Genomic DNA, 22415 nt, shown 5'->3' on the forward strand with positions numbered 1-22415 from the left:
CCGTCCGGGCGCAGACCTAAGGCCCGCGCCCGGCCCGGATCAGATGCCGATATCGTCGAGCGACAGCAGGGTCGCATTGCCGCCCGCGCTGGTCGTGTCGGTGCTCGTCACCCGCTCGGCGCAGAAGCGCGGCAGGTAATGCGGGCCGCCGGCCTTGGGCCCGGTGCCCGAATGACCCTCGCCGCCAAAGGGCTGGCTGCCGACGATCGCGCCGATCATCGACCGGTTGACGTAAAGATTGCCGACCCGTGCCAGCGCCTCGACGGTCTCCGCCGCGCGGGCGATGCGGCTGTGCAGGCCCATGGTCAAGCCGAAGCCCTTGGCGTTGACGCGCGCGACCACCTCCTCAAGCGTGCCCGCCTTCCACGTCGCGACGTGGAGCAGCGGCCCGAACCATTCGGCCTGAAGATCGTCGATATCATCGAGGCGGATGATCGTCGGCGGCACGAAATGCCCGGCCTCGGGCACCGCCAGGCTGTGGACGATGCGCCCGGCCATCGCCGTGCGGTGCGCCATCAGCCGGTCATAAGCGGCGGCATCGATCACCGGGCCGACATCGGTCGCCGGATCGGCGGGATCGCCGATCACCAGCGTGTTCATCGCGCCCTTCAGCATCTCGATCGTGTGGTCGGCAATGTCGTCCTGCAGCAGCAGCAGCCGCAGCGCCGAACAGCGCTGCCCCGCCGAGCGGAAGGCCGAGGTGACGACATCCTGCACCACCTGTTCGGCAAGTGCGGTCGAATCGACGATCATCGCATTGATGCCGCCGGTTTCCGCGATCAGCGGCACCAGCGGGCGGCTGTCATCGGCCAGCAGCGCGCGGGCGATGCGCCGGGCGGTGGCGGTCGACCCGGTAAAGGCGACGCCCGCAACCCGCGCATCGGCGACCAGCGCAGCACCCGTGTCCGGCCCGCCGGCGGCGAGGATCAGCACATCGGCCGGCACGCCCGCCTGATGGGCAAGTGCCACGGCGCGCGCGGCGATGCGCGGCGTCTGCGGCGCGGGCTTGGCGACCACGGCATTGCCGGTGACGAGCGCCGCCACCGTCTGGCCGAGGAAGATCGCCAGCGGGAAATTCCACGGCGCGATCGTCACCCAGACGCCGCGGCCTTCCATGCGCAGGATGTTGCGCTCCCCGGTCGGCCCGGGCAGCTCGACCGGCTGCAGATGCGCGCGCGCCTGATCGGCATAATAGCGGCAGAAATCGACCGCCTCGCGCACTTCGGCGAGCGCGTCGGGAATGGTCTTGCGCGCTTCGTGCACGCAGATCGCCATCAGCTCGGCGCGGTGTTCCTCCAGCAGGTCGGCCAGCCGGTCGAGACAGGCGGCGCGCGCCTCCACGGGCCGTGCCGACCAGTCATCGGCGGCAGCGCGCGCCCGCGCCACGGCGGCGGCCGGATCGGCCAGGTCTGCCGGGGCGGGCGGCAGGCTGTGCCGCCCGATTTCGGCGGCGATCGCCGCCAGAGTGTCACTGTCCTGCAGGTCGATGCCCTCGCTGTTGCGCCGCTCCGGCGCGAACAGGTCGCGCGGCAGGGCGATTCCGGGATGACGGCTGCCGCCCACCGCGTCGATCCGGGCGACCGGATCGGCGAGCAGCGCCTCGTCGCTCAGCCGCTCATCGGCAAGCTGATGCACGAAACTGGAGTTCGCGCCGTTTTCGAGCAGCCGCCGGACCAGATAGGCCAGCAGGTCGCGGTGGCCGCCGACCGGCGCGTAGATGCGGCAATGATAGCCCTGTTCGCGCACCAGCCGCTCATACAGCCCCTCGCCCATGCCGTGCAGGCGCTGGAACTCGAAATCGCGGCGGCCGCCGGCCCATTCGACGATGGTGGCGACGGTCAGCGCATTGTGGCTGGCAAAGGCAGGCGCAATGCCGTCCGCGTCGAGCATGTCGCGCGCACAGGCCAGATAGGACACGTCGGTCGCCGCCTTGCGGGTGAACAGCGGATAATCGCTCAGCCCCGCTTCCTGGGTGCGCTTGATCTCGCTGTCCCAATAGGCGCCCTTGACCAGCCGGACATTCATCCGCCGCCCGGTCGCGCGCGCCAGTTCATCGGCCCAGCCGATGACCGCGCGGGCGCGCTTGCCGTAAGCCTGGACCGCCATGCCATAGCCGTCCCAGCCCCTGAGCGCCGGCATGCGCGCGACGCCGGCGATGATGTCGAGGCTCATTTCAAGCCGCTCGGATTCCTCGGCATCGACGGTGAGCGCGATGCCCCGCCGCGCCGCCTCCAGCGCCAGCGTGCCGAGCATCTCGGTCAGCGCGGGCACGCAATCGGCGCGGTGCGCGACCTCGTAGCGCGGGTGCAGCGCCGACAGCTTGACCGACACCGAATGGCCTGCCGCCGGATCGCTGCCGACCGCCGCGATCGCCGCCATATAGCTGTCGAAATAGCGCTGCCCGTCGGGATAGGTGCGCGCGGCTTCGCCCAGCATGTCGAAACTGGCGGTGAAGCCCTTGTTTTCAGGCTTCTTCATCCGGCGCATCGCTTCGTCGATGGTGCGGCCCATGACGAAGATCTCGCCCATCATGCGCATCGCGGCGCCCACCGCCTGGCGCACGAACGGCTCGCCCGCGCGCGCGATCAGCCGGCGCAGCACCCCGCCCTGCCCCGCGTCATGGACAAGCGCCTTGCCCATCACCAGACCCCAGGTGGCCGAGTTGACCAGCGCCGACGCGCTTTTGCCGGCATGGGCGCGCCAGTCGGCCTCGCCCAGCTTGTCGGCGATCAGCAGATCGGCGGTCGCGGGATCGGGCACGCGCAGAAACGCCTCGGCGAGCGACAGCAACGCGACGCCTTCTGACGTGTTCAGCCGATATTCCTGCAGGAACTGGTTGACCCAGCCGGTCGTCTGCGCGGCGCGCAGATCGGCAAGCAGGCCGAGCGCGACGCGCACCGCGCCCTCGCGCTCCTCGGGTGCGAGTCGGGCACGTTCGAGGAGGGGTTTCAGCACCTCCGGCTCGGGTGCGCGGTGGAGCGGCTTGAGCGACGGAAGCGAGAGTGACGTTGCGGAATCCATGGGCTCCCCTTCGCAGGGCTTGGCCCGGTCTTGCAAGGGGGAAAGTGGGGCGCGTAGGGATGCACGGCAAGCGCCGCCGGGCATGCGCCGGGTGCCGCCAACGGATAAAGCAGCGGGAGAGAATGAGGATGCCCACCGTCAGTCTGGATGAGCTGAAAGCCCGGGTCGGACAGCCGCTCGGCACGTCGGACTGGCTGACCGTCGATCAGGCGATGATCGACAAATTCGCCGATGCCACGGGCGATCATCAGTTCATCCATGTCGATCCCGACAAGGCGAAGCTGACCCCCTTTGGCGGGACGATCGCGCACGGCTTCCTGTCGCTGTCGCTGATGCCGGTGCTGACCCAGATGACCGACATGCCGCGCCCGGCCGGGATCAAGATGGGCGTCAACTATGGCGGCAACAAAACCCGCTTCCTCGCCCCGGTGCGTTCGGGCAAGCGGGTGCGCGGCCATTTCAAGCTGCTCGAGCTGGAGGAAAAGCGCCCCGGCCAATGGCAGCAGACCGTGGAATACACGCTCGAGATCGAGGGTGAGGACAAGCCAGCGCTGATCGCCGAATGGATCAGCCAGTTCTTCCTGTGACCCGCCGGCACCCGCCCTGGGCCGGGCGCCTGCAACCCGAAACACCGATTTGCCGAACAGCGCATCCAAGGAGAGAGTAAATGCGTGACGCCGTCATCGTTTCCACCGCCCGCACGCCGATTGGCCGTGCCTATCGCGGTGCGTTCAACAACCTGCCTTCGCCGACGCTGGCCGGCCATGCGATCAGCGCCGCCGTCGCCCGCGCGGGCATCGATCCCGCCGAGGTGCAGGACGTGGTGTTCGGCGCGGCGCTGCAGCAGGGCCATCAGGCCGGCAACATCGCGCGCACCGCGCTGCTGCGCGCCGGGCTGCCGGTCACCGTTTCGGGCATGTCGGTCGACCGCCAGTGCGCCTCGGGCCTGATGGCGATCGCGACCGCTGCCAAGCAGATCATCGACGATCAGATGGACGTGGCCATCGGCGGCGGCGTCGAGAGCATCTCGCTCGTCCAGACGCCGCAGATGCGCGTCGCGCCGGACCCCGAGCTGCTGGCGATGCACAACGCCATCTACATGCCGATGCTGCAGACCGCCGAAGTCGTCGCCAAGCGTTACGGCATCAGCCGCGACGCGCAGGATGAATATGCGCTCCAGTCGCAGCAGCGCACCGCCGCCGCCCAGGCCGCCGGCAAGTTCGATGACGAGATCGTGCCGGTGACCGCGACCATGGCGGTGACCAACAAGGAAACCAAGGAAGTCACCTACAAGGAGGTGACGCTGGCCAAGGACGAGGGCAACCGCGCCGACACGACGCTGGACGGGCTGAAGTCGCTGCAGCCGGTGATGGGGCCGGACATGAACATCACCGCCGGCAATGCCTCGCAGCTGTCGGACGGTGCTGCGGCATCGGTGCTGATGGAAGCGCGGCTTGCCGAGCAGCGCGGCCTGACCCCGCTTGGCCGTTATGTCGGCATGGCGGTCGCCGGCACCGAGCCCGATGAAATGGGCATCGGCCCGGTGTTCGCGATCCCGAAGCTGCTCGACCGGTTCGGCCTGAAGATGGACGATATCGGCCTGTGGGAGCTGAACGAGGCGTTCGCCGTACAGGTGCTCTACTGCCGCGACAAGCTGGGCATCCCCAACGAGCTGCTGAACGTCAATGGCGGCGCGATCTCGATCGGCCATCCCTATGGCATGTCGGGTGCGCGCATGGTCGGCCATGCGCTGATCGAGGGCAAGCGCCGCGGCGCGCGCCATGTCGTGATCACCATGTGCGTCGGCGGCGGCATGGGCGCGGCCGGCCTGTTCGAAGTCCTCTGATCCGGTGTTCCGGCCGGGCGTCCGCGCCCGGCCGGCACGCATCGCCCCCGGTTTTGACAAAGCGGCGCGGGCCGGGGCAGTCAGGGGCGATGGTCACGCCCCTTCACCGTCTTGCCATTCCCGTCCTGCGGCCGGTCGGTCGATGAGCCGGCTGCTCGTCTTCGGGCCGGGCTATACCGCGTCGCGGCTGATGGCGGCGGCGCGCGGCCGGGCTTGGGCGGTGGACGCGGTCACGCGCGCGATCCTGGCCGATCCAGATCAGGTTGCCGCGATGGTCGCGCGCGCCACCCATATCCTGTCGAGCGTCCCGCCCGAAGGCGACGATGATCCGGTGCTCGCCCGGCATGGGCCGCTGCTCGCCGGTTGCGGGGCGTGGCTTGGCTATCTGTCGTCGACCGGCGTCTATGGCGATGCCGGCGGCGCATGGGTGGACGAGACGGCGGACATCGGCACCGGCCGCCGGTCGGCGCGGGCGCGGGCCGATGCCGCATGGCTGGCGCTGGGCGCGCGGGTGTTCCGCCTGCCGGGGATTTACGGGCCGGGGCGCAGCGCGCTCGACCGGGTGGCGGCGGGCAGCGCCCATCAGGTCGATGTGCCCGGCCAGATTTTCAGCCGCGTCCATGTCGACGATATCGTGACCGGGGTGATGGCAGGCTTCGCCGGGCCGCCGGGTGCCTATAATCTGGCCGATGACGAACCCGCGCCGCAGAATGACGTCGTCCGCCACGCCGCCCGGCTGCTCGGCCTACCCGATCCGCCCTTTGTGGCGCTGGATGCGCTGTCGCCGATGGCGCGCGGATTCTATGCCGAGAACCGCCGGGTCGCGAACGGCAAGGCGCGGCGCGCGCTCGGTTGGACGCCCGCCTTTCCCGATTACCGCGCCGGGCTGCGCGCGCTCAGCGCCAGCACCAGCCCGATCAGCGCCAGCCCCCCGCCGGCCATTGCGGTCGGCGTCCAGCGATAGCCTTCGAACAGCGTCGACAGCGCCATCGCGATGACCGGAATGATCACCCCCGAATAGGCGGCGCGCGCCGCGCCGATCCGGCGGATGAGCGGGTAATAGAGCATGAACGCCACCGCCGATGCGGCCACGCCCAGATAGATGATGCCCGCCAGATAGGCCGGGCGCGGATCCCAGGCCGGCGGGCCGCTGGTCGCCCAGGCCCAGACGGCGTTGCCGGCGGTGCCCGTGATCATGCTCCAGCACATCACGCTGACCAGCGGGGCCTGCTGGACGCGCGGCAGCGCCTGCAGGATGTTCGCCGACGATGCCGACAGCACGGCGAGCAGCGACAGCGCGATGCCAAGCCCGGTGCGCGCGCCGGCGGCACCCCCGCCCCCCATTCATGCGCGAACAGCAGCGCGATCCCGGCCAGCGCGACCGCCGACCCGGCGATGAAGCCGCGCGACAGCTGCTGGCCAAGGAAGATGCGGCCAAGCAGCGCATTGGGGATGACGAGCAGCGCGAAGATGACCGCGACCAGCCCCGAGGTGATGTGCGCTTCCGCCCGGTAGACAAGGTTGAAGTTGACGACGAACTGCGCCAGCCCGAGCAGCAGCGTGATCCCCCAGACCGGCCGGGGCAGCGCCAGCGACGTGCGCGTCGCCAGCGCATAAGCGGCCATGGCGATGCTGCCGGCGGCGAAGCGATAGGTGACCGACCAGCTGGGCGGCACGGCGGCCAGCTGGTCGCGGATGACCAGCCAGGTCGATCCCCAGATCAGCGTGACGATGACGAACGGCACGACGACGCCAAGCGCGCCGCCGCCGGATGCCTGCCCGGCGCCTGCCGCGTTCGACGCCCCGCTCACAGTGCCTCGATCGCGGCGGCGAGCGGCGCGATCGCCGCTTCGTCCTGGTTCCAGCTGACCACCAGCCGCGCCGCGCCCGCGCCCCAGTCGTAAAAATCAAAGCCCTTGGCGCGCAGGGCAGCCGCCTCGTCCGCGCTCAGCGCCACGAACACCTCATTGGCCTCGACCGGATGGAGCAGCCGGCCCGCCGCCGCCTGGCCGAGGCGCGCGGCCCCGGCATTGGCGGCGCGCGCATTGGCCAGCCACACATCCCCTCCAGCATGGCGAGGATCTGCGCGGCCAGATAGCGCCCCTTGGACAGCAGATGCCCGGACCGTTTGCGGCGGATGCGGGTGGCGGCGGCAAGATCGGGCCGGAACAGGATCAGCGCCTCGGCGCACAGCCCGCCATTCTTGACGAAGCCGAAGCTAAGCGCATCGACCCCGGCCCGCCAGGTCAGATCGGCGGGGCTGCACCCCAGATGCGCGACCGCATTGGCAAAGCGCGCGCCGTCCATGTGCAGCCCCCAGCCGCGTGCCCGGGCAAGCGCGCCGAGCGCCGCAACCTCGTCGGGGGTATAGACCAGCCCATATTCGGTCGCATTGGTGATCGACAGCGCATGGGGCTGCACCTGATGCACATCGGGGCGGATCTGGTCGGCGAAACCGGCGACGGTGGCGGGATCAAGCTTGGCGCCCGCGCCATCGATCAGCATCAGCTTCGCGCCGCCGGTGAAGAACTCCGGCGCGCCCGCTTCATCGACCTGGATGTGCGCCTCGCGGTGGCAGAGCACCCCGCCATGAGGCGGGCAGAGCGCAGCGAGCGCGAGGCAGTTGGCCGCCGTCCCCGTCGTCACCCAGAGTGCCGCGACCTCGGTGCCGAACAGCTGCGAAAACGCATCGTCGAGGCGTGCCGACCAGCCATCGCCGTCATAGGCGGTGTCCAGCCGGTCGGCGGCGGCGATCGCGGCCATGACGGCGGGATGGGCGGGCGCGGCATTGTCGGAGAAAAAGCGCATGGCGTGCATCTGCGGGGCTTTGCCCGGCCGGTCAATCCGGCGCGGCGGGGGCACCGCCGGCGACGGGCGGACCGGCGGCATTTTTGGTCTTGCGCACGGCTGCTGCACCGCACAAACTCCGGCCATCAGGGGGAAAGGGCACGGGTGGCGCGAAAACCGGCTTTTGACGAAATGGGGGCGGATCCCGTCCGGTCGCCCTATGCTGCGGTCCGCGCCTGGCTGGATGAAACCCCGCCCGACTATCTGCACACCCGCCACGCCCAGGCGGAGCTGTTCTTCCGCCGCATCGGCATCACCTTTGCCGTCTATGGCGACTCCCAGGCCGATGAGCGGCTGATCCCGTTCGACATCATCCCGCGCATCCTGTCGCGCACCGAATGGACGAAGCTGGAAGCCGGGCTGATCCAGCGGGTGACGGCGCTCAACGCGTTTCTGAGCGATATCTACGGCCCGCGCGAGATCCTGAAGGCCGGGCTGATCCCGCCCGAACTGGTGCTGCGCAACCCGCAATTCTGCCTGGCCGCGATCGAACGCAGGCCGCCGCACGGCATCTACACCCATATTGCCGGCATCGACATCGTCCGCACCGGGGCCGACGAGTTTCATGTGCTGGAGGACAATGCCCGCACCCCGTCGGGCGTGTCCTACATGCTTGAAAACCGCGAAGTGATGATGCGGCTGCTGCCCGAGCTGTTCGACCGCCACCGGGTCGCGCCGGTCGAAACCTATGCCGACATGCTGCTCGGCACGCTGCGCTCGGTCGCACCGCCGCATTGCGAGGGCGAGCCGACGGTCGTGGTGCTCACCCCCGGCTTTCACAACTCGGCCTATTACGAGCACAGCTTCCTGGCCGACAAGCTGGGGGTCGATCTGGTCGAGGGCAGCGACCTGTTCGTGCGCGACGACGTGCTCTACATGCGCACGACCGAAGGGCCGCGCCGCGTCGACGTCGTCTATCGCCGCGTCGACGACGCGTTTCTCGACCCGCTGGTGTTCCGCCCGGATTCGCTGCTCGGCGCGCCGGGGATGATGAGCGCCTATAAAATGGGCAATCTCGCCATCGCCAATGCGATCGGCACCGGCATTGCCGACGACAAGGCGATCTACAGCTACATGCCCGAAATCGTCCGCTTCTACACGGGCGAGGAACCGATCCTGCGCAATGTGCCGACCTGGCGCTGCCGCGAGCCGGAGTCGCTTGCCTATGTGCTCGATCATCTGGACGAGCTGGTGGTCAAGGAGGTCGACGGATCGGGCGGCTATGGGATGCTGGTCGGCCCCCATGCGAGCAGCGCCGAGCGCGCCGCCTATGCCGAGCGGCTGCGCGCCGATCCCGCGCGGTTCATCGCCCAGCCGACGCTGGCGCTGTCGACCTGCCCGACGCTGGTGGATGCCGGCATCGCGCCCCGCCATGTCGATCTGCGCCCGTTCGTGCTCACCGGGCGCGACGGCGTGCAGATCGTACCCGGCGGGCTGACCCGCGTCGCGCTGGCCGACGGATCGCTGGTCGTGAACTCCAGCCAGGGCGGGGGAACCAAGGACACATGGGTGCTCGATGACTGACCCGACCCTCAGCCTTTACGGGGTGCATCGCTGATGCTGTCGCGCACGGCGGGCGACCTGTTCTGGACCGGGCGTTATGTGGAACGCGCCGATTTCACCTCGCGGCTGATCGATGCGACGCTCAGGCTTGCCGCCCTGTCATCGACCTATGGCGGCGATGTCGGCGCATGGTCGGGCGCGCTGGCGGCGGCGGGCGTGGCCCAGGGCTATGCCGAGCGGCACAAGGAGCTGAGCGAGGCGGCGGCGCTGCAATATCTGTCGCTCGACACCGAGAACGCCTCGTCGATGCGCTGCTGCATCGAGCGGGCGCGCAACAATGCCCGTGCGGTGCGCACCGCACTGACCGTCGAGGTGTGGGAGGCGATCAACACCGCCTGGCTCGACATCCAGCGTTTCGGCCTGACGCTTGAAAACCGCCCGGCGCTGACGCGGCTGGTGGAAAATGTGAAGGCCTCGGCACTTGCCTTTGACGGGGCGACCCACCGCACGATGCTGCGCGACAAGAGCTACTGGTTCCTGCGGCTGGGCGCGGCGCTCGAGCGTGCCGACAACACCGCGCGGCTGCTCGACGTCAAATATCATCTGCTGCTGCCGCGCGACGAGCCGGTGGGCGGCAGCCTTGATTATTTCCAGTGGACGACGATCCTCAGGACCGTCTCCGCGCTCACCGCCTATCGCCATGTCTATCGCGACAGCCTGAAGCCCTGGCTGGTCGCCGATCTGCTGATCCTCAACCGGCGCATGCCGCGCTCGCTTGCCGCCTGCATGAACGACGCGGTCCGCTATCTCGACCTGCTGGCGCAGGACAGCGGGCGGCGCGGGCCGGCGCACCGCGCGGCGGTGGCGCTGTCGGGGCGGCTGATGCGCGGCGACATGGATGCGATCTTCCGCGCCGGCCTGCATGAATATATCACCGCCTTCCTGGCCGAGAACAACGCGCTCGCGGCGATGGTGATGGAGCAGTACCAGTTCTGATGCGCATCCAGGTCGACCATCACACGCGCTACAGCTACGAATATCCCGCCAGCGGGATCGTGCAGGCACTGCGCGTGACGCCGCGCAACAGCGATGCGCAATATATCCGCCACTGGCGCGTCGATGCCGATGTCGACGGCACGATGCGCGAGGGCGTGGATGCGTTCGGCAACCATGTGATCATGTTCTATGTCGAAGGCCAGGTGACCGAGCTGACGCTGACCGTGACCGGCGAGGCGGATGTTGCCGACACCGCCGGGATCGTGCGCGCGGCCGAAAGGCTACCGGCCGCCGTCTATCTGCGCACGACCGAGCTGACCCAGCCCGATGCCGCGATCCTCGACTGGGTGCGCACGCTTGATTCGGGCAATGTGCTGGCGACGCTGCACGCGCTGACCGCATCGCTCCACCGGCATATGAGCTTCGACGTCACCGAAACCGATGTCGCGACGCCCGCCGCCACCGCCTTTGCGGCCACGCGCGGCGTGTGCCAGGACTTCGCGCACATCTTCTGCGCCGCCGCGCGCAGCCTGGGCGTGCCCGCCCGCTATGTCTCGGGCCATCTCGCCCGCGCGGGGCATGAGGCGATGGAGGCCGCCCATGCCTGGGTGGAGGCGCTGGTCCCCGATCTCGGCTGGGTGGCGTTCGATCCGGCAAACGGCATCTGCGCGACCGATGCCTATCTGCGCGTCGCCATCGGCCTTGATTATCGCGACGCCGCCCCGGTACGCGGCGCGCGTCGCGGCGGCGGAACCGAGGCGATGCATGTCCATGTCCGCGCCGGCCATGCCGGCGAGCAACAGCAGGGCTGAACGGCGATGACCTATTGCATCGGCATGCTTGTCCGCGACGGGCTGGTGATGATGGCCGACACCCGCACCAATGCGGGCGTCGACAACATCTCCTGCTACCGCAAGCTGCGCATCGCCGCCGGCGGGCCGGACCGGATGATCATCGTCTGTTCGGCGGGCAATCTGTCGACCAGCCAGCAGGCGATGCAGCGGATGCGGCGCGGCACCCCCAATGAGGAAAGCGGCGAAGCCGACAGCTGGGACAGCGTGCCCGGCATCTATGAGGCAGCGCTTGCCGCCGGCCGGGCGCTGCGCCTGTCGCGCAACGACAATGACAGCCTCAACCAGGGCAGCGTGGTGTTCGACGCCACTTTGCTGGTTGGCGGATCGGTGGGAGGCGAGCCCAACCGGCTGTTCCTCGTCTATCCGGAAGGCAACATCATCGAATGCGGGCCGGACACGCCCTATCTGCAGATCGGCGAGGCCAAATATGGCAAGCCAATCCTCGACCGGGCGCTGGATTTCGACACCCCGCTCGATCAGGCGCTGAAGCTGGGGCTGATCTCGTTTGATTCAACGATGCGGGCGAACATCGCGGTCGGCCTGCCGATCGACCTGATCGCGCTGCGGCATGGCGAGCCCCGCCCGGTCGTCCAGCACCGGATCGAGGCGGACGATCCCTATTTCAGCGCCCTTTCGCGCGGCTGGTCCGACGCCATCGCCCGCGCGGTCGACGGCATCGCGCCGCCGCCCTACTGACACCCCCGCCCTCCCTCGCCCACTCCCAGCGAAAGGGGGTTGAACATGGCTGGCGGCATCCCAGTATCAGGCCATGGCCTCCCGCCGCGCGCCCGATCCCGCCCCTGCCCCGCCGCTGCTGGCTGGCCTGCCCTTTGCCGGGCGCGCGCGGCAGCGTCTGGCCGCGGCAGTGACGGCGCTGTTCACCGATCCCCACGGCCCGCCGCCAGCCCCCGTCATCCGCCGCGATGACGGCCTGTTCGGGGCACAATCGGCGGCCTGGCGCGTGCACGGCGATGTGACGACAATGATGGTGGGCGGCATCGCCGCGCTGATGCTCCAGATGCTCCATCCCGGCGCGCTCGCCGGGGTGTGGGACCATTCGGCCTTCCGCACCGACATGGCCGGGCGGCTGCGCCGCACCGCACGCTTCATTGCGCTGACCACCTATGGCGGGCCGGACGAGGCGCAGGCGGCGATCGACCGGGTGGCGCGCATCCACCGCGCGGTCAGCGGCGTGACGGCGGACGGCACCCCCTACCGCGCCGATGATCCGCATCTGCTCGGCTGGGTGCATGTGACCGAATGCTGGTCGTTCCTCGCCGCCTGGACCCGCTATGGCGACCCGCTGATGCCCGCCGCCGACCGCGACCGCTATTTCGCCGAAATGGCCCGGCTGGGCGCGCTGATGGGCGTGATCGACCCGCCGGCAAGCCAGGTCGCCGCGCTGGCGCTGATCGACCGGTTCCGGCCCGAACTGCGCCGTGATGCCCGCACCGCCGAGGTTGCGGCGCATCTGCTGGGCGGCGGCAGCGGTGGTGCAGACGGGGGTGGCGCGGGGGCCGCCGCGCACGCGCTGACGATCCGCGCGGCGCTCGACCTGCTGCCCCCATGGGCGCAGGCGATGCACGGCCTGACCCCGTCCGGTCCGCTCACCCCGCTGGTCAGGGCAGGCACGCGCGAACTGCAACGCACGCTGCGCTGGGCGCTGGGATAAGGGGTATTCGCGCGCGCCTGGGCGCGGGGGCGGCACCGGTTTGTTTGTTGTGCGCCTTCCGGCGCAGGGGCGGCACCGGCCCGCTCCCCCACCCGGCCTCCCAACGGCAGGATACGCTATGGGAGGCCGGGTGGGGGAGCGGGCCGGTGCCGTTCTTCACATCAACCGACTCCCGGTGCCGTTCTTCCCAGCTAACAACACCCGGCAACGCCCCATGCGATAGGCCTGCTTTTGCAGCCACAGGGGTTTTTTGCTTCAGTCGCGGCCCGGCATTCCGCATGGACGCGCGACCATGGACCAGACGACGCTCACCCATCTCCAGCGGCTCGAGGCCGAAAGCATCCACATCATGCGCGAGGTGGTGGCCGAATGCGCGCGGCCGGTGTTTCTCTATTCGATCGGCAAGGACAGCTCGGTGATGCTGCACCTGGCGATGAAGGCCTTTTATCCGGCGCGGCCGCCCTTCCCGTTCCTGCACATTGCGAGCGGCTGGGATTTCGCCGCCATGATCGCCCATCGCGACCGGATGGCGGCGGAGCTGGGGATCGAGCTGATCGTCCATCACAATGACGCCGGGGCCGCGGCGGGCATCAACCCGTTCGACACCCCACGCCGGTCTATACCCGCGCGATGCTGACCGAGGCGCTGACGACCGCGCTCGACACGCACGGCTTTGACGCAGCGTTCGGCGGCGCGCGCCGCGACGAGGAAAAGGCCCGCGCCAAGGAACGGGTGTTCAGCTTCCGCGCCGCCGGCCATCGCTGGGACCCGCAGAACCAGCGGCCGGAGCTGTGGCGGCTCTACAATGCCCGCAAGGCGAAGGGCGAGACGATCCGCGTCTTCCCGCTGTCCAACTGGACCGAAATCGACATCTGGAACTATATCCGGCTCGAAAACGTGCCGCTGGTGCCGCTCTATCTTGCCGCACCCCGCCCGACCGTCATCCGCGACGGCATGATCCTGATGGTCGATGACGAGCGGTTCCGCGTCCTGCCCGGCGAGACGGTGATCGAACGGACGGTCCGGTTCCGCACGCTTGGCTGCTATCCGCTGACCGGCGCGCTGGAGAGCAGCGCCGACACGCTCGACGCCGTGATCCGCGAGACGCTGAGCGCGACAGGGTCCGAACGCCAGGGCCGCGCGGTCGACAAAGATGCCTCCGCCTCGATGGAGAAGAAGAAGCAGGAGGGCTATTTCTGATGACCGATACCGGCCTCCTGCGCTTCATCACCTGCGGATCGGTCGACGACGGCAAGTCGACGCTGATCGGCCGGCTGCTCCATGACACGCGCCAGATCCTCGACGACCAGCTGGCGAGCCTCGAGGCGGATTCGCGCCGCATCGGCACGCAGGGCGAAGAGATTGATTTCGCGCTGCTCGTCGACGGGCTGGATGCCGAGCGCGAACAGGGCATCACCATCGATGTCGCCTATCGCTTCTTCGCGACCGCGCGGCGCAAATATATCGTCGCCGACTGTCCGGGGCATGAGCAATATACGCGCAACATGGTGACCGGCGCATCGACCGCCGATGCCGCCGTCATCCTGGTCGATGCGCGCAAGGGGCTGCTCACCCAGACGCGACGCCACTCCTTCCTCGTCCGGCTGATCGGGCTCGACCATGTCGTGCTGGCGGTCAACAAGATGGATCTGGTCGGCCATGACCAGCAGGTGTTCGACGCGATCGTCGCCGATTACCGTGCCTTTGCCGCCCGGATCGGGATCAGCGATGTGCGCGCCATCCCGGTGTCGGGCCTGCGCGGCGACAATGTCTCGACGCGCTCGCCGGCCATGCCCTGGTATGACGGGCCAAGCCTGATCGACACGCTCGACGCCCTGCCGGTCGATCAGGACCGAGCGGCGCGGCGGCCGTTCCGCATGCCCGTGCAATGGGTGAACCGGCCCGATCAGGATTTTCGCGGCTTTGCCGGGCTGGTCACCGCCGGCACCGTCAGGCCGGGCGACGATGTCCGCGTGCTGCCGGGCGGCGGGGTGAGCCGCATCGCCCGCATCGTCACTGCCGGTGGCGACCTGCCGGTGGCGGTGGCCGGCCAGTCGGTCACCCTGACGCTTGCCGACGAGATTGACTGCCCGCGCGGCGCGGTGATCGCGGCGGCGGGCGATCCGCCCCAGGCCGCCGACCAGTTCGAGGCAATGGTCGTGTGGATGGCCCCGGAACCCCTGCTGCCGGGGCGCGGCTATTGGCTGAAGCTTGGCACCCAGACGGTGTCGGCGACGCTGCAGCCGCCCAAATATCAGGTCAATGTCAACACGCTCGAACAGCTGGCGGCCAAGACGCTCGACCTCAATGCGATCGGCGCGGTGCAGCTGGCGACCGACCGGCCGCTGACCTTCGAGCCTTATGAGGACAGCCGCGATCTGGGCGGCTTCATCCTGATCGACAAGACGACCAACGCGACGGTTGCCGCCGGCATGATCCGCTTCGCGCTGCGCCGCAGCCAGAATGTCCATTGGCAGGCGCTGGACGTGACGCGCGACCGCCGCGCCGCGCTCAAGAACCAGAAGCCGGCGGTTGTGTGGCTGACCGGCCTGTCGGGCGCGGGCAAATCGACGATTGCCAATCTGGTCGAGAAAAAGCTGGCGCGGATGAACCGCCACACCTTCCTGCTCGACGGCGACAATGTCCGCCACGGGCTCAACCGCGACCTTGGCTTTACCGAGGCCGACCGGATCGAGAATATCCGCCGCGTCGGCGAGGTCGCGAAGCTGATGACCGATGCCGGGCTGATCGTGATCACCGCCTTCATCTCGCCATTCCGCGCCGAACGGCAAATGGTGCGCCAGATGATGGCCGAGGGCGAGTTTGTGGAGGTGTTCATCGACACGCCGCTGGCCCTCGCCGAGGCGCGCGACGTCAAGGGGCTGTACCGCAAGGCGCGGGCGGGCGAGATCCTGAACTTCACCGGCATCGACAGCCCCTATGAGCCGCCCGAGGCCCCGGAACTGGTGATCGACACCACCCGGATGACGGCGGACGAGGCCGCCGACGCGATCATCGCCCGCATCATTCCCTGATCACGGGCATCGCCCAGCTGCCCGCAACGGGGCCGCCGGGCGCGCGCGTCACATCTTGCGGTCGACGGTGTCGGCGGCGGACTTCAGATCGTCGCCCACCCCGCGCACGGTGTTGCAGCCGGCAAGCGCGATGCCCGCCAGCGCCAGCGCGGCCAGCGCCCGGATCGCGACACCCCGGTTGCGGTTCTTCTGCGTCATATCCTCTCTCCTTACCCCGGCCGGCGGCCTGCACCGCGGCCATCATAAATGTGTCTCAAGCGCAGCTGAGCTTAATCGCGCCTGACCCGATCATCACTCCCGCTTCAGCGCCGCCAGCGCGGTGACAAGGCGCGGGACATCGCCGTCCTCGACCGGGGCCTTGTAGACGCTGCGCATCTTGGCAACGGTCGCGGACCATTGCGCCGCTGTCATCGGCGGCTGCACCATCACCATGGCCGCGTCGTGACAGGCGGCGCAGTTGGCGTTGAGCAGATCGGCATCCGGGCCGTCGAACAGCCGGTCATCGGCGGGCAGCTCGACCGCCACCGGGGTCGCCGGACCGCCGGCGGCAAGCGGAACCGCCGCCAGCACAGCCGCGATCAGGAAAAACAGGCGCAGATGGATCATGCGACGATCAGGTCCAGTCGTTCGACGACACCGCGCATGTAGCCGGCACCGTTCCAGTTGGGGATCAGCTTCTGCGTCTGGCCGGCGGTGTTGGTCGCGCGCACCATCAGCGTCAGCGGCCCGGGCGGCGGCGGCGGCAGATCGGCATCGAAGCGGCGAAAGCTGTAGCGCCCGGCATCGCGGCCCAGCCGCGCGTCGCGCCAGCTCGTCCCGCCATCGGCCGACAGCTCGACCCGCGCCACACCCTGATCGCCGCCCATCGCGATCCCGCCCACGGCCAGCGGCTGGCCGGCGGCGACGCGCGCGCCATCGGCATGGCTGGTGATCCACGACCGGGTGACCATGCGGGTGATCGGCACCGTCTCGCCCGCCGGCGCGCCCGGCACGGCATCGCCGTCCGCATTGGCCGGAATGCGATAGGCCTTGGCCATCCAATAGCCGTCATCGGGCCGGTCCAGCACCTCGATATCGGACAGCATCTTGATCCAGTAGGTCGAATACCAGCCCGGCACGACCAGCCGCAGCGGAAAGCCGTTGAGCAGCGGCAGCCGCGCGCCATTCTGCGCATGGGCGATCATCACCTCGCCGTCCATCGCATGGTCGATGGCGAGCGACTTCACGAACCTCGGCGCATCGGGCACCGCCGGTTCGTCCAGCCCGGCAAAGCGCACCGCCACCGCCCCGGCAGCACCCCGGCGCGGTTGAGCACATCGCGCAGCGCCACGCCCGTCCACAGCGCATTGCCCATCGCGCCGTGCCGCCACTGGGCACCGGGCACGCGCGGCACGAACAGCCCGCGCGAATTGCCGGCGCACTGGTTGACCGCCGCATATTCAAGCGCGGGCAGCGCCAGGATCTCGGCCAGCGACAGCTCGATAGGCCGGGCGACATGGCCGTGAACCTTGAGCCGGAAGGCGGCGGGATCGATCTCGGTCGGGAAATCGGCCCAGTGCCAGCGGACGAAAAACCGGTCATTTGGCGTGAAGATGCCCTGATCGAACACATTGAACGGCGTCTCGAGCAGCGGCGGCCGCCCGCGCTGCAGGATCATTTCGCCCTTTTCGGGAAAATCGCGGGTCAGCGGCCGCAGCGACGGGCCGCCCGGCAGGCGCAGATCGGCAGTCTGGGCCGCAAGCCGCCCCACGGACCGCCGGCCAGGCCGCCAAGACCCAGCCCGGCCATCCCGGCCGCCCCGCCAGCAGCTGCCGGCGCCCGATCATGCGGTTCGTCATGTCGCTTTCCTTATGGCCCGGCCGCGCCGGGAGCAACGTCCGGCGGCCGCGCATGGTTCGACCGATCAATAAAAGTCATCACAGCGCAACGGCTTCGCATCTCGACAGCCCCGCCGCCGCCGCCTAACTGGACCGTGATGGTCGCCCCGCAAAGGGCGCGACGGGGGCAAGATAGGCAAGCGGGTGGACCCGACAGCTTTCAACCGCCTGACGGCGCGACAGCAGCAATGCCTGAGACTGGTCGCCGCACCCGCGACGTCGAAGCAGATCGCGCGCGAACTGGGCATTTCCAGCCACACGGTCGACCAGCATATCCGCGAGGCGCTGGCGACGCTCGGCCTGTCCGACCGGATGGAGGCGGCGCGGCGGTTCATTGCCCATGAACGCGGCACTGCCGGTGATGCCACCGGCGCACCCCAGGTCCCGCCGCCTTTCACGCCCCCCCTGGCCAGCCGCAGGAGCCCGCTGCCCGCACCCCCGCGCCACCGGTGGCGGCGTTTGATGCCGCCGCTGCCCCGGCATGGGAGGCACCTCCCCAAAGCTTGACTACTCAACCAGCCGGTATGGCGGCCGATGCGGCATCCGGGTCATTGCTCCCCCCGTCGGAACGGGCGGCGGGCAGCATGCCCCTGCCCTTTCCGACGAAGGACCGGCCGCGCAACGAGCTTGACCGCACCTCCAGGCTGATCTGGATCGGGGCGGTGATGACCGGGCTGATCCTGGCCGCCAGCCTGTTCATCGGTCTGGCGGCGCGGATCAGCGGCGCGACCTAAGCCCTTCTCCCGACCACAAGACTGGCGCGTGCCGGACCCTGTCCGGTGCGGAGGAGAGAGCTATGCATCACGAACGGATCGAAGCCGCCCGCGAGATCACCGCGGGGCTGATCGAGCTTGAGCAGCAGATCGATTTCGCCATCATCAGCGGCGGTCGCCTGCCCGGGACCATGGCTCAGGCGCGCCTGAAGGCGCGGCTGCCCGCCGCCACGGGCCAGGAAGCATTTCTGCACGCCGCCAAGGCGTTCGAGATGCTGGTGCAGGCGCGCAAACACATCGTCCAGGCCCATGCCAGCCTGGCGGCGGCAGGCGATGCGCTTTCGCTGCCCCCGGCCGCCTATGGCGACTGGCATGAATGTCCGAAGCCAAAGGCGATCGATGCGGGCGAACCGCATCTGCGCCTCGCGGTGTCCCAGTGATCCTCCAATACAGGCTTGACCGTGCCCGATCCGTCATGATCGGGTGGCGGCATGTGGCACGTGATGACCTTCACGATCCTCTTTGCGCTGACGATCGGCTATGCGCTGTGGCGCGGCGGCGCGCCCGAACGGCTGGCGGCACTGACGCTGCTCGTCGCATCGGTGGCGACCATGGTGGTCGCACCTGCCTGGCACTGGGTGTCGAACGGCGTCGATTACGGCGTGTTCATGGTCGATCTGGTGACCTTTGCGGCGCTGGTGGCGATCGCGCTTCACGCCAACCGTTTCTGGCCGATCTGGCTCAGCGCCACGCACGGCCTGGCGCTGCTCGGCCATCTGTCGGTGGCGTTCGCGCCGGAGATCAAGCAGATCTTCTATGCCGCGATGGTCATGGCCTCTGCCTGGCCGGGGCTCGCGCTCCTGGCGATCGGCACGCACCGCCACCACCGGCGCATCAGCGCGGGCCAGCCCGATCCGGCCTGGACGCGCTTTACCAACAACGAGCGGCCCGCCCTCGCCATCGGCTGAGCGCGCAGAAGCGGCCGCAACCTCAAAGGGAGGCGGCCAATGGCTGACACGAACAGAATCGATCAGGGTGGGAAATGCGCGGGCAGCGACCGGCAGGTGCGCAACCTGTGCTCGCACGAAGCCTCGGCGCTGGCCGGCCCCAATGTCTCGGCCGTCGAGCGGGCGGAGACGCTTTACGAACTGCGCCGGGCGCGCGACGTGTTCTTCGGCAAGAATGCCGATCTGTTCTGCGAACCGGCCTGGGACATGCTGCTTGACGTGTTCATCGCCCAGACGCGGGGCCGCAAGCTGTCGGTCAGCGATGCCTGTCTGGGGTCAGGGGTGCCGACGACGACCGCGCTGCGCTGGCTGACCCTGCTCGAGGAACGGGCGCTCATTGAACGCCACAAGGATCCGCATGACCGGCGACGGTCGTTCGTGCGCCTCACCCCTCAGGGCTATGAGAGCCTGAGGCTGTATCTCGAAGCCTGTTGAGCTTATCCGCCGCGGCCAGCTCGGCGCGCAGCATCTCGATCCCCAGCGAGAGATGCGGCGCGGCGAGCGAGCCGGGCAAGCGGTCGGCCAGGGCAATCAGTTCGTCGCCCAGCTCGACGGCACGGTGCAGCAGCTCGGTTCTCGTCATCGGCCTCATCATCGGCATGGCCTTTTCCATCCTCGGCCCCATCCATCCGCCCGTCGCGCCGGTCATGGATCAGGGCCGGCCCCGCCGCGCCGGCGCGAACCGGAGCAGATCCGGCCTGACGGGATGGTCGGTGGGGGCGATCCGCCGCGCACGGCCATCCCGTGATCGTCGCAATAAGCTTTCATAGCACGACTAACGCGCGTTCAGGGGGCATACAACCGTTCCGGATGCAGTTCCCGCTGCACGAACCGCTGCTGCCATGGTCTGACGGGCGCATGGTCGCCACCATCACCACCGTCGCCTTTCTCGGCCTCGACGCCCGCACCGTCGAGGTTCAGGTCCAGCTTGCCGCCGGCGTGCCCGGTTTCGTCATTGTCGGCCTGCCCGACAAGGCGGTCGGCGAAAGCCGGGAGCGGGTGCGCGCGGCACTGACCTCTATCGGCCTGGCGCTGCCGCCGCGCCGGATCACCGTCAACCTGTCGCCCGCCGATCTGCCCAAGGAAGGCTCGCATTATGATCTGCCGATCGCGCTTGCCCTGCTGGCAGCGATGGGGGTCGCCGACGCCGAAAGCCTGAGCGAGCATCTGGCGGTCGGCGAGCTGGGGCTCGATGGGCGGATCGCGCCGGTGCCGGGCGTGCTGCTCGCCGCGCTCCATGCCGCGGAAAAGGGTCTGGGGCTGATCTGCCCGGCCGCGCAGGGCAGCGAGGCAGGCTGGGCCGGGCGCACGGCGGTGGTCGCCGCCCCCGATCTGATCGCGCTTGTCAACCATCTGCGCGGCACCAGCCCGTTGCCGCCCCCGCCGCCGGGCCTTGCCGAACCGCCCCGGCCGGTGCCCGACCTGCGCCAGGTCAAGGGCCAGGAAAGTGCACGCCGCGCGCTCGAGATCGCGGCGGCGGGCGGGCATAATCTGCTGATGATCGGCCCGCCGGGTGCCGGCAAATCGCTGATGGCTGCCTGCCTGCCGGGCATCCTGCCCGAACTGACCGCCGCCGAGGCGCTCGAAGCGTCGATGGTCGCCAGCGTCGCCGGCACGCTCGACGGCGGGCGCATCGCGCGCAGCCGCCCGTTCCGCGCGCCGCATCATTCAGCGTCGATGGCGGCGCTGGTCGGCGGCGGGCTGAAGGCGCGCCCCGGCGAGGTCAGCCTGGCGCATCTGGGCGTGCTGTTTCTCGACGAACTGCCCGAGTTCCAGCGCGCGGTGCTCGATTCGCTGCGCCAGCCGCTTGAGACCGGAACGGTGATGGTTGCGCGCGCCAACGCCCATGTCACCTATCCGGCGCGGGTGCAGCTGGTCGCGGCGATGAACCCGTGCCGGTGCGGCCATCTGGGCGATCCGGCGCTGGCCTGTGCGCGCGCGCCGCGCTGCGCGGCCGATTATCAGGCGCGCGTGTCGGGCCCGCTGCTCGACCGCATCGACCTGCATGTCGAGGTCGCGGCGCTGAGCGCGGCAGACCTTGTGCTGCCGCCCCCGGCGGAAGGGTCGGCGGAGGTGGCGGCGCGGGTGAAGGCCGCGCGCGACGTGCAGACCGCACGTTACCGCGACGCCGGCATCCGCACCAATGCCGAAGCCGATGGCGACTGGCTGGACACGGCCGCGCGGCCCGACAAGGCCGGGCAGGCGCTGCTCGCCCAGGCGGCGGCGACGATGCACATGTCCGCACGCGGCTATGGCCGGGTGCTGCGCGTCGCGCGCACCATCGCCGATCTGGCAGGGGCGGAGACGGTCGGCCGCAGCCATGTCGCCGAAGCGCTCGGCTATCGCCGCCAGCCGCCGCGCAACTGAACGAAAAAGGCGGCGAAGGCCCTGGCCCCCGCCGCCCTTTTGGTGTCGGTGCCCGCGATCAGTTCAGCGCCGCATGGACGGTCGCAACCGCGGTCATCACCGCGCCGATGCGCGCCGCCGCCTGGATCGTCTCGGCATTGACGCCGTGCTGGCGCAGCACCTTTTCATGGCTGTCGATGCACATGCCGCAGCCATTCTGGGCCGACACGGCGAGGCTGAAAAGCTCGAAATCGGCCTTGTCGATGCCCGGATTGGCGATGACGTTCATCCGCAGCTTGGCCGGCATCGTCTGATATTCATGGTTCGAAGCGAGGTGAGTGAAGCGGTAGTAGACATTGTTCATCGCCATCACCGCGGCGGCCGCGCGCGCGCCATTGGCGGCCTCGGGGCTGAGCTTGCCCTCGATCTCGGCCTCGACCGCGACGACGATCGGGCGATAGCCGGTGCCGTGCGCGGTCGCGAGCAGCAGGCCGTATTTGCGCTGGTCACCCAGCAGCTGGTCGTTGAGGATCGAGCTGATGTTGAGCCGCAGATCCTTGGCAAAATCGGGAAGCGTGTCGGCAAAGTCCTTGAGCGACATGGCATATATCCTTGTGCGGGGTGATCAGGGTCGGCGCGGGGGGCGCGCGCAGCTGGGCATCGGGCCGAAGCCGGGAACCGGGGCAAGCCCGCACAGC

At 69.3% G+C, this 22415-nt stretch carries 23 protein-coding genes and 3 pseudogenes; 16 read left to right on the forward strand and 10 right to left on the reverse strand.

All coding sequences use genetic code 11. The features are described from left to right. Positions 1–39: 39 nt before the first annotated feature. Positions 40–3021, reverse strand: a complete 2982-nt coding sequence (locus GVO57_RS12780) for an L-glutamate gamma-semialdehyde dehydrogenase (protein ID WP_160593551.1) — start codon at positions 3019–3021, stop codon at positions 40–42. Between the two features lie 128 nt (positions 3022–3149). Here GVO57_RS12780 and GVO57_RS12785 point away from each other — a divergent pair, with 128 nt between their 5' ends. The 3 genes from GVO57_RS12785 (at position 3150) to GVO57_RS12795 (ending at position 5831) form a co-directional block, all read left to right on the forward strand. Beyond that, positions 3150–3608: a MaoC family dehydratase gene (locus GVO57_RS12785; RefSeq protein ID WP_160593553.1), complete on the forward strand. Its 459-nt coding sequence runs from the start codon at positions 3150–3152 to the stop codon at positions 3606–3608. An 80-nt stretch (positions 3609–3688) separates the two neighbouring features. After that, entirely contained in the window at positions 3689–4867 is a 1179-nt protein-coding gene (locus GVO57_RS12790) for an acetyl-CoA C-acyltransferase (RefSeq protein ID WP_160593555.1), read from the forward strand. Positions 4868–5009: 142 nt separating this feature from the next. Further along, positions 5010–5831, forward strand: a complete 822-nt coding sequence (locus GVO57_RS12795; protein WP_160593557.1) for a Rossmann-fold NAD(P)-binding domain-containing protein — start codon at positions 5010–5012, stop codon at positions 5829–5831. Here GVO57_RS12795 and GVO57_RS15500 read toward each other — a convergent pair. The 3 genes and pseudogenes from GVO57_RS15500 to GVO57_RS12805 all read right to left on the reverse strand — a co-directional run bounded on the left by GVO57_RS15500 (position 5741) and on the right by GVO57_RS12805 (position 7675). After that, complete coding sequence (locus tag GVO57_RS15500) at positions 5741–6148, reverse strand: DMT family transporter (RefSeq protein ID WP_327785523.1); 408 nt, start codon at positions 6146–6148, stop codon at positions 5741–5743. The two genes, GVO57_RS12795 and GVO57_RS15500, sit on opposite strands and share 91 nt — an antisense overlap. Then, positions 6076–6678: a DMT family transporter gene (locus GVO57_RS15505; RefSeq protein ID WP_327785524.1), complete on the reverse strand. Its 603-nt coding sequence runs from the start codon at positions 6676–6678 to the stop codon at positions 6076–6078. The genes GVO57_RS15500 and GVO57_RS15505 overlap by 73 nt, the downstream gene beginning before the upstream one ends. Next, positions 6675–7675, reverse strand: a pseudogene (locus GVO57_RS12805) (threonine aldolase family protein). Before GVO57_RS12805 ends, GVO57_RS15505 begins: the two are co-directional and overlap by 4 nt. A 144-nt stretch (positions 7676–7819) precedes the next feature. Here GVO57_RS12805 and GVO57_RS12810 point away from each other — a divergent pair. From GVO57_RS12810 to cysN, 7 genes and pseudogenes are all read left to right on the forward strand, one after another. Continuing rightward, positions 7820–9238, forward strand: coding sequence for a circularly permuted type 2 ATP-grasp protein (locus GVO57_RS12810; RefSeq protein WP_407695693.1), 1419 nt, complete (start codon positions 7820–7822; stop codon positions 9236–9238). Positions 9239–9271: 33 nt separating this feature from the next. Continuing rightward, positions 9272–10213 (forward strand): alpha-E domain-containing protein, encoded by a 942-nt coding sequence (locus GVO57_RS12815; RefSeq protein ID WP_160593558.1) that lies wholly within the window; start codon positions 9272–9274, stop codon positions 10211–10213. Next, positions 10213–11025, forward strand: a complete 813-nt coding sequence (locus GVO57_RS12820; RefSeq protein WP_160593559.1) for a transglutaminase family protein — start codon at positions 10213–10215, stop codon at positions 11023–11025. The genes GVO57_RS12815 and GVO57_RS12820 overlap by 1 nt, the downstream gene beginning before the upstream one ends. Positions 11026–11031: 6 nt before the next feature. After that, positions 11032–11763 (forward strand): peptidase, encoded by a 732-nt coding sequence (locus tag GVO57_RS12825; RefSeq protein WP_160593560.1) that lies wholly within the window; start codon positions 11032–11034, stop codon positions 11761–11763. Between the two features lie 73 nt (positions 11764–11836). Beyond that, positions 11837–12739, forward strand: a complete 903-nt coding sequence (locus GVO57_RS12830) for an oxygenase MpaB family protein (protein WP_201752647.1) — start codon at positions 11837–11839, stop codon at positions 12737–12739. Positions 12740–13031: 292 nt separating this feature from the next. Continuing rightward, positions 13032–13939: pseudogene (gene cysD, locus GVO57_RS12835) on the forward strand (sulfate adenylyltransferase subunit CysD). Next, positions 13939–15774, forward strand: coding sequence for a sulfate adenylyltransferase subunit CysN (gene cysN / locus GVO57_RS12840; RefSeq protein WP_160593561.1), 1836 nt, complete (start codon positions 13939–13941; stop codon positions 15772–15774). The pseudogene cysD and the gene cysN overlap by 1 nt, the downstream one beginning before the upstream one ends. A gap of 48 nt (positions 15775–15822) precedes the next feature. Here cysN and GVO57_RS12845 read toward each other — a convergent pair whose 3' ends face one another. The 4 genes and pseudogenes from GVO57_RS12845 to GVO57_RS15515 all read right to left on the reverse strand — a co-directional run. Then, positions 15823–15972, reverse strand: coding sequence for an entericidin (locus GVO57_RS12845; RefSeq protein WP_160593562.1), 150 nt, complete (start codon positions 15970–15972; stop codon positions 15823–15825). Between the two features lie 93 nt (positions 15973–16065). Further along, the gene (locus GVO57_RS12850; protein WP_160593563.1) at positions 16066–16380 is read right to left on the reverse strand and encodes a cytochrome c; all 315 of its coding nucleotides are present in this window, start codon (positions 16378–16380) and stop codon (positions 16066–16068) included. Then, positions 16377–16859 (reverse strand): molybdopterin-binding protein, encoded by a 483-nt coding sequence (locus tag GVO57_RS15510; RefSeq protein WP_407695731.1) that lies wholly within the window; start codon positions 16857–16859, stop codon positions 16377–16379. Before GVO57_RS15510 ends, GVO57_RS12850 begins: the two co-directional genes overlap by 4 nt. Before the next feature lie 12 nt (positions 16860–16871). Then, positions 16872–17431, reverse strand: a pseudogene (locus GVO57_RS15515) (molybdopterin-dependent oxidoreductase); the annotation flags it as partial. 364 nt (positions 17432–17795) lie between these two features. On the opposite strand from GVO57_RS15515, the gene GVO57_RS14665 reads away from it, so the two are divergent. The 5 genes from GVO57_RS14665 (at position 17796) to GVO57_RS12880 (ending at position 19806) form a co-directional block, all read left to right on the forward strand. After that, a complete protein-coding gene (locus tag GVO57_RS14665; protein ID WP_201752648.1) occupies positions 17796–18158 on the forward strand; it encodes a response regulator transcription factor in 363 nt (120 codons plus the stop codon). A gap of 77 nt (positions 18159–18235) precedes the next feature. Next, positions 18236–18385, forward strand: a complete 150-nt coding sequence (locus GVO57_RS12865; protein WP_160593564.1) for a hypothetical protein — start codon at positions 18236–18238, stop codon at positions 18383–18385. 62 nt (positions 18386–18447) lie between these two features. Further along, complete coding sequence (locus tag GVO57_RS12870; RefSeq protein WP_160593565.1) at positions 18448–18804, forward strand: hypothetical protein; 357 nt, start codon at positions 18448–18450, stop codon at positions 18802–18804. Between the two features lie 51 nt (positions 18805–18855). Further along, complete coding sequence (locus tag GVO57_RS12875) at positions 18856–19332, forward strand: hypothetical protein (protein ID WP_160593566.1); 477 nt, start codon at positions 18856–18858, stop codon at positions 19330–19332. A gap of 39 nt (positions 19333–19371) precedes the next feature. Continuing rightward, positions 19372–19806, forward strand: a complete 435-nt coding sequence (locus tag GVO57_RS12880; RefSeq protein ID WP_160593567.1) for a MarR family transcriptional regulator — start codon at positions 19372–19374, stop codon at positions 19804–19806. Here GVO57_RS12880 and GVO57_RS12885 read toward each other — a convergent pair. Further along, positions 19757–19984: a hypothetical protein gene (locus GVO57_RS12885; RefSeq protein WP_160593568.1), complete on the reverse strand. Its 228-nt coding sequence runs from the start codon at positions 19982–19984 to the stop codon at positions 19757–19759. The genes GVO57_RS12880 and GVO57_RS12885 overlap by 50 nt on opposite strands. Positions 19985–20229: 245 nt before the next feature. Between GVO57_RS12885 and GVO57_RS12890 the strand changes: the two genes are divergently transcribed. After that, a complete protein-coding gene (locus GVO57_RS12890) occupies positions 20230–21738 on the forward strand; it encodes a YifB family Mg chelatase-like AAA ATPase (RefSeq protein ID WP_160594014.1) in 1509 nt (502 codons plus the stop codon). 58 nt (positions 21739–21796) lie between these two features. Here GVO57_RS12890 and GVO57_RS12895 read toward each other — a convergent pair whose 3' ends face one another. Next, a complete protein-coding gene (locus GVO57_RS12895) occupies positions 21797–22318 on the reverse strand; it encodes a carboxymuconolactone decarboxylase family protein (RefSeq protein WP_160593569.1) in 522 nt (173 codons plus the stop codon). Positions 22319–22415 lie beyond the last annotated feature (97 nt).

It is taken from the genome of Sphingomonas changnyeongensis, assembly GCF_009913435.1.
GTDB classification, from domain to species: Bacteria; Pseudomonadota; Alphaproteobacteria; order Sphingomonadales; family Sphingomonadaceae; genus Sphingomonas_B; species Sphingomonas_B changnyeongensis.

What these genes read in the sequence shown, in the direction of transcription:
- GVO57_RS12870 (WP_160593565.1), top strand. Translation starts at nt 18,448, where the DNA reads ATGCATCACGAACGGATCGAAGCCGCCCGCGAGATCACCGCGGGGCTG.
- GVO57_RS12880 (WP_160593567.1), top strand. Translation starts at nt 19,372, where the DNA reads ATGGCTGACACGAACAGAATCGATCAGGGTGGGAAATGCGCGGGCAGC.
- GVO57_RS15510 (WP_407695731.1), bottom strand. Translation starts at nt 16,859, where the DNA reads ATGCTGTCCGATATCGAGGTGCTGGACCGGCCCGATGACGGCTATTGG.
- GVO57_RS12790 (WP_160593555.1), top strand. Translation starts at nt 3,689, where the DNA reads ATGCGTGACGCCGTCATCGTTTCCACCGCCCGCACGCCGATTGGCCGT.
- GVO57_RS12895 (WP_160593569.1), bottom strand. Translation starts at nt 22,318, where the DNA reads ATGTCGCTCAAGGACTTTGCCGACACGCTTCCCGATTTTGCCAAGGAT.
- GVO57_RS12875 (WP_160593566.1), top strand. Translation starts at nt 18,856, where the DNA reads ATGTGGCACGTGATGACCTTCACGATCCTCTTTGCGCTGACGATCGGC.
- GVO57_RS12785 (WP_160593553.1), top strand. Translation starts at nt 3,150, where the DNA reads ATGCCCACCGTCAGTCTGGATGAGCTGAAAGCCCGGGTCGGACAGCCG.
- GVO57_RS12815 (WP_160593558.1), top strand. Translation starts at nt 9,272, where the DNA reads ATGCTGTCGCGCACGGCGGGCGACCTGTTCTGGACCGGGCGTTATGTG.
- GVO57_RS12820 (WP_160593559.1), top strand. Translation starts at nt 10,213, where the DNA reads ATGCGCATCCAGGTCGACCATCACACGCGCTACAGCTACGAATATCCC.
- GVO57_RS12795 (WP_160593557.1), top strand. Translation starts at nt 5,010, where the DNA reads ATGAGCCGGCTGCTCGTCTTCGGGCCGGGCTATACCGCGTCGCGGCTG.
- GVO57_RS12890 (WP_160594014.1), top strand. Translation starts at nt 20,230, where the DNA reads ATGGTCGCCACCATCACCACCGTCGCCTTTCTCGGCCTCGACGCCCGC.
- GVO57_RS12885 (WP_160593568.1), bottom strand. Translation starts at nt 19,984, where the DNA reads ATGGAAAAGGCCATGCCGATGATGAGGCCGATGACGAGAACCGAGCTG.
- GVO57_RS12825 (WP_160593560.1), top strand. Translation starts at nt 11,032, where the DNA reads ATGACCTATTGCATCGGCATGCTTGTCCGCGACGGGCTGGTGATGATG.
- GVO57_RS12845 (WP_160593562.1), bottom strand. Translation starts at nt 15,972, where the DNA reads ATGACGCAGAAGAACCGCAACCGGGGTGTCGCGATCCGGGCGCTGGCC.
- GVO57_RS12850 (WP_160593563.1), bottom strand. Translation starts at nt 16,380, where the DNA reads ATGATCCATCTGCGCCTGTTTTTCCTGATCGCGGCTGTGCTGGCGGCG.
- GVO57_RS12780 (WP_160593551.1), bottom strand. Translation starts at nt 3,021, where the DNA reads ATGGATTCCGCAACGTCACTCTCGCTTCCGTCGCTCAAGCCGCTCCAC.
- cysN (WP_160593561.1), top strand. Translation starts at nt 13,939, where the DNA reads ATGACCGATACCGGCCTCCTGCGCTTCATCACCTGCGGATCGGTCGAC.
- GVO57_RS12830 (WP_201752647.1), top strand. Translation starts at nt 11,837, where the DNA reads ATGGCCTCCCGCCGCGCGCCCGATCCCGCCCCTGCCCCGCCGCTGCTG.
- GVO57_RS12865 (WP_160593564.1), top strand. Translation starts at nt 18,236, where the DNA reads ATGCCCCTGCCCTTTCCGACGAAGGACCGGCCGCGCAACGAGCTTGAC.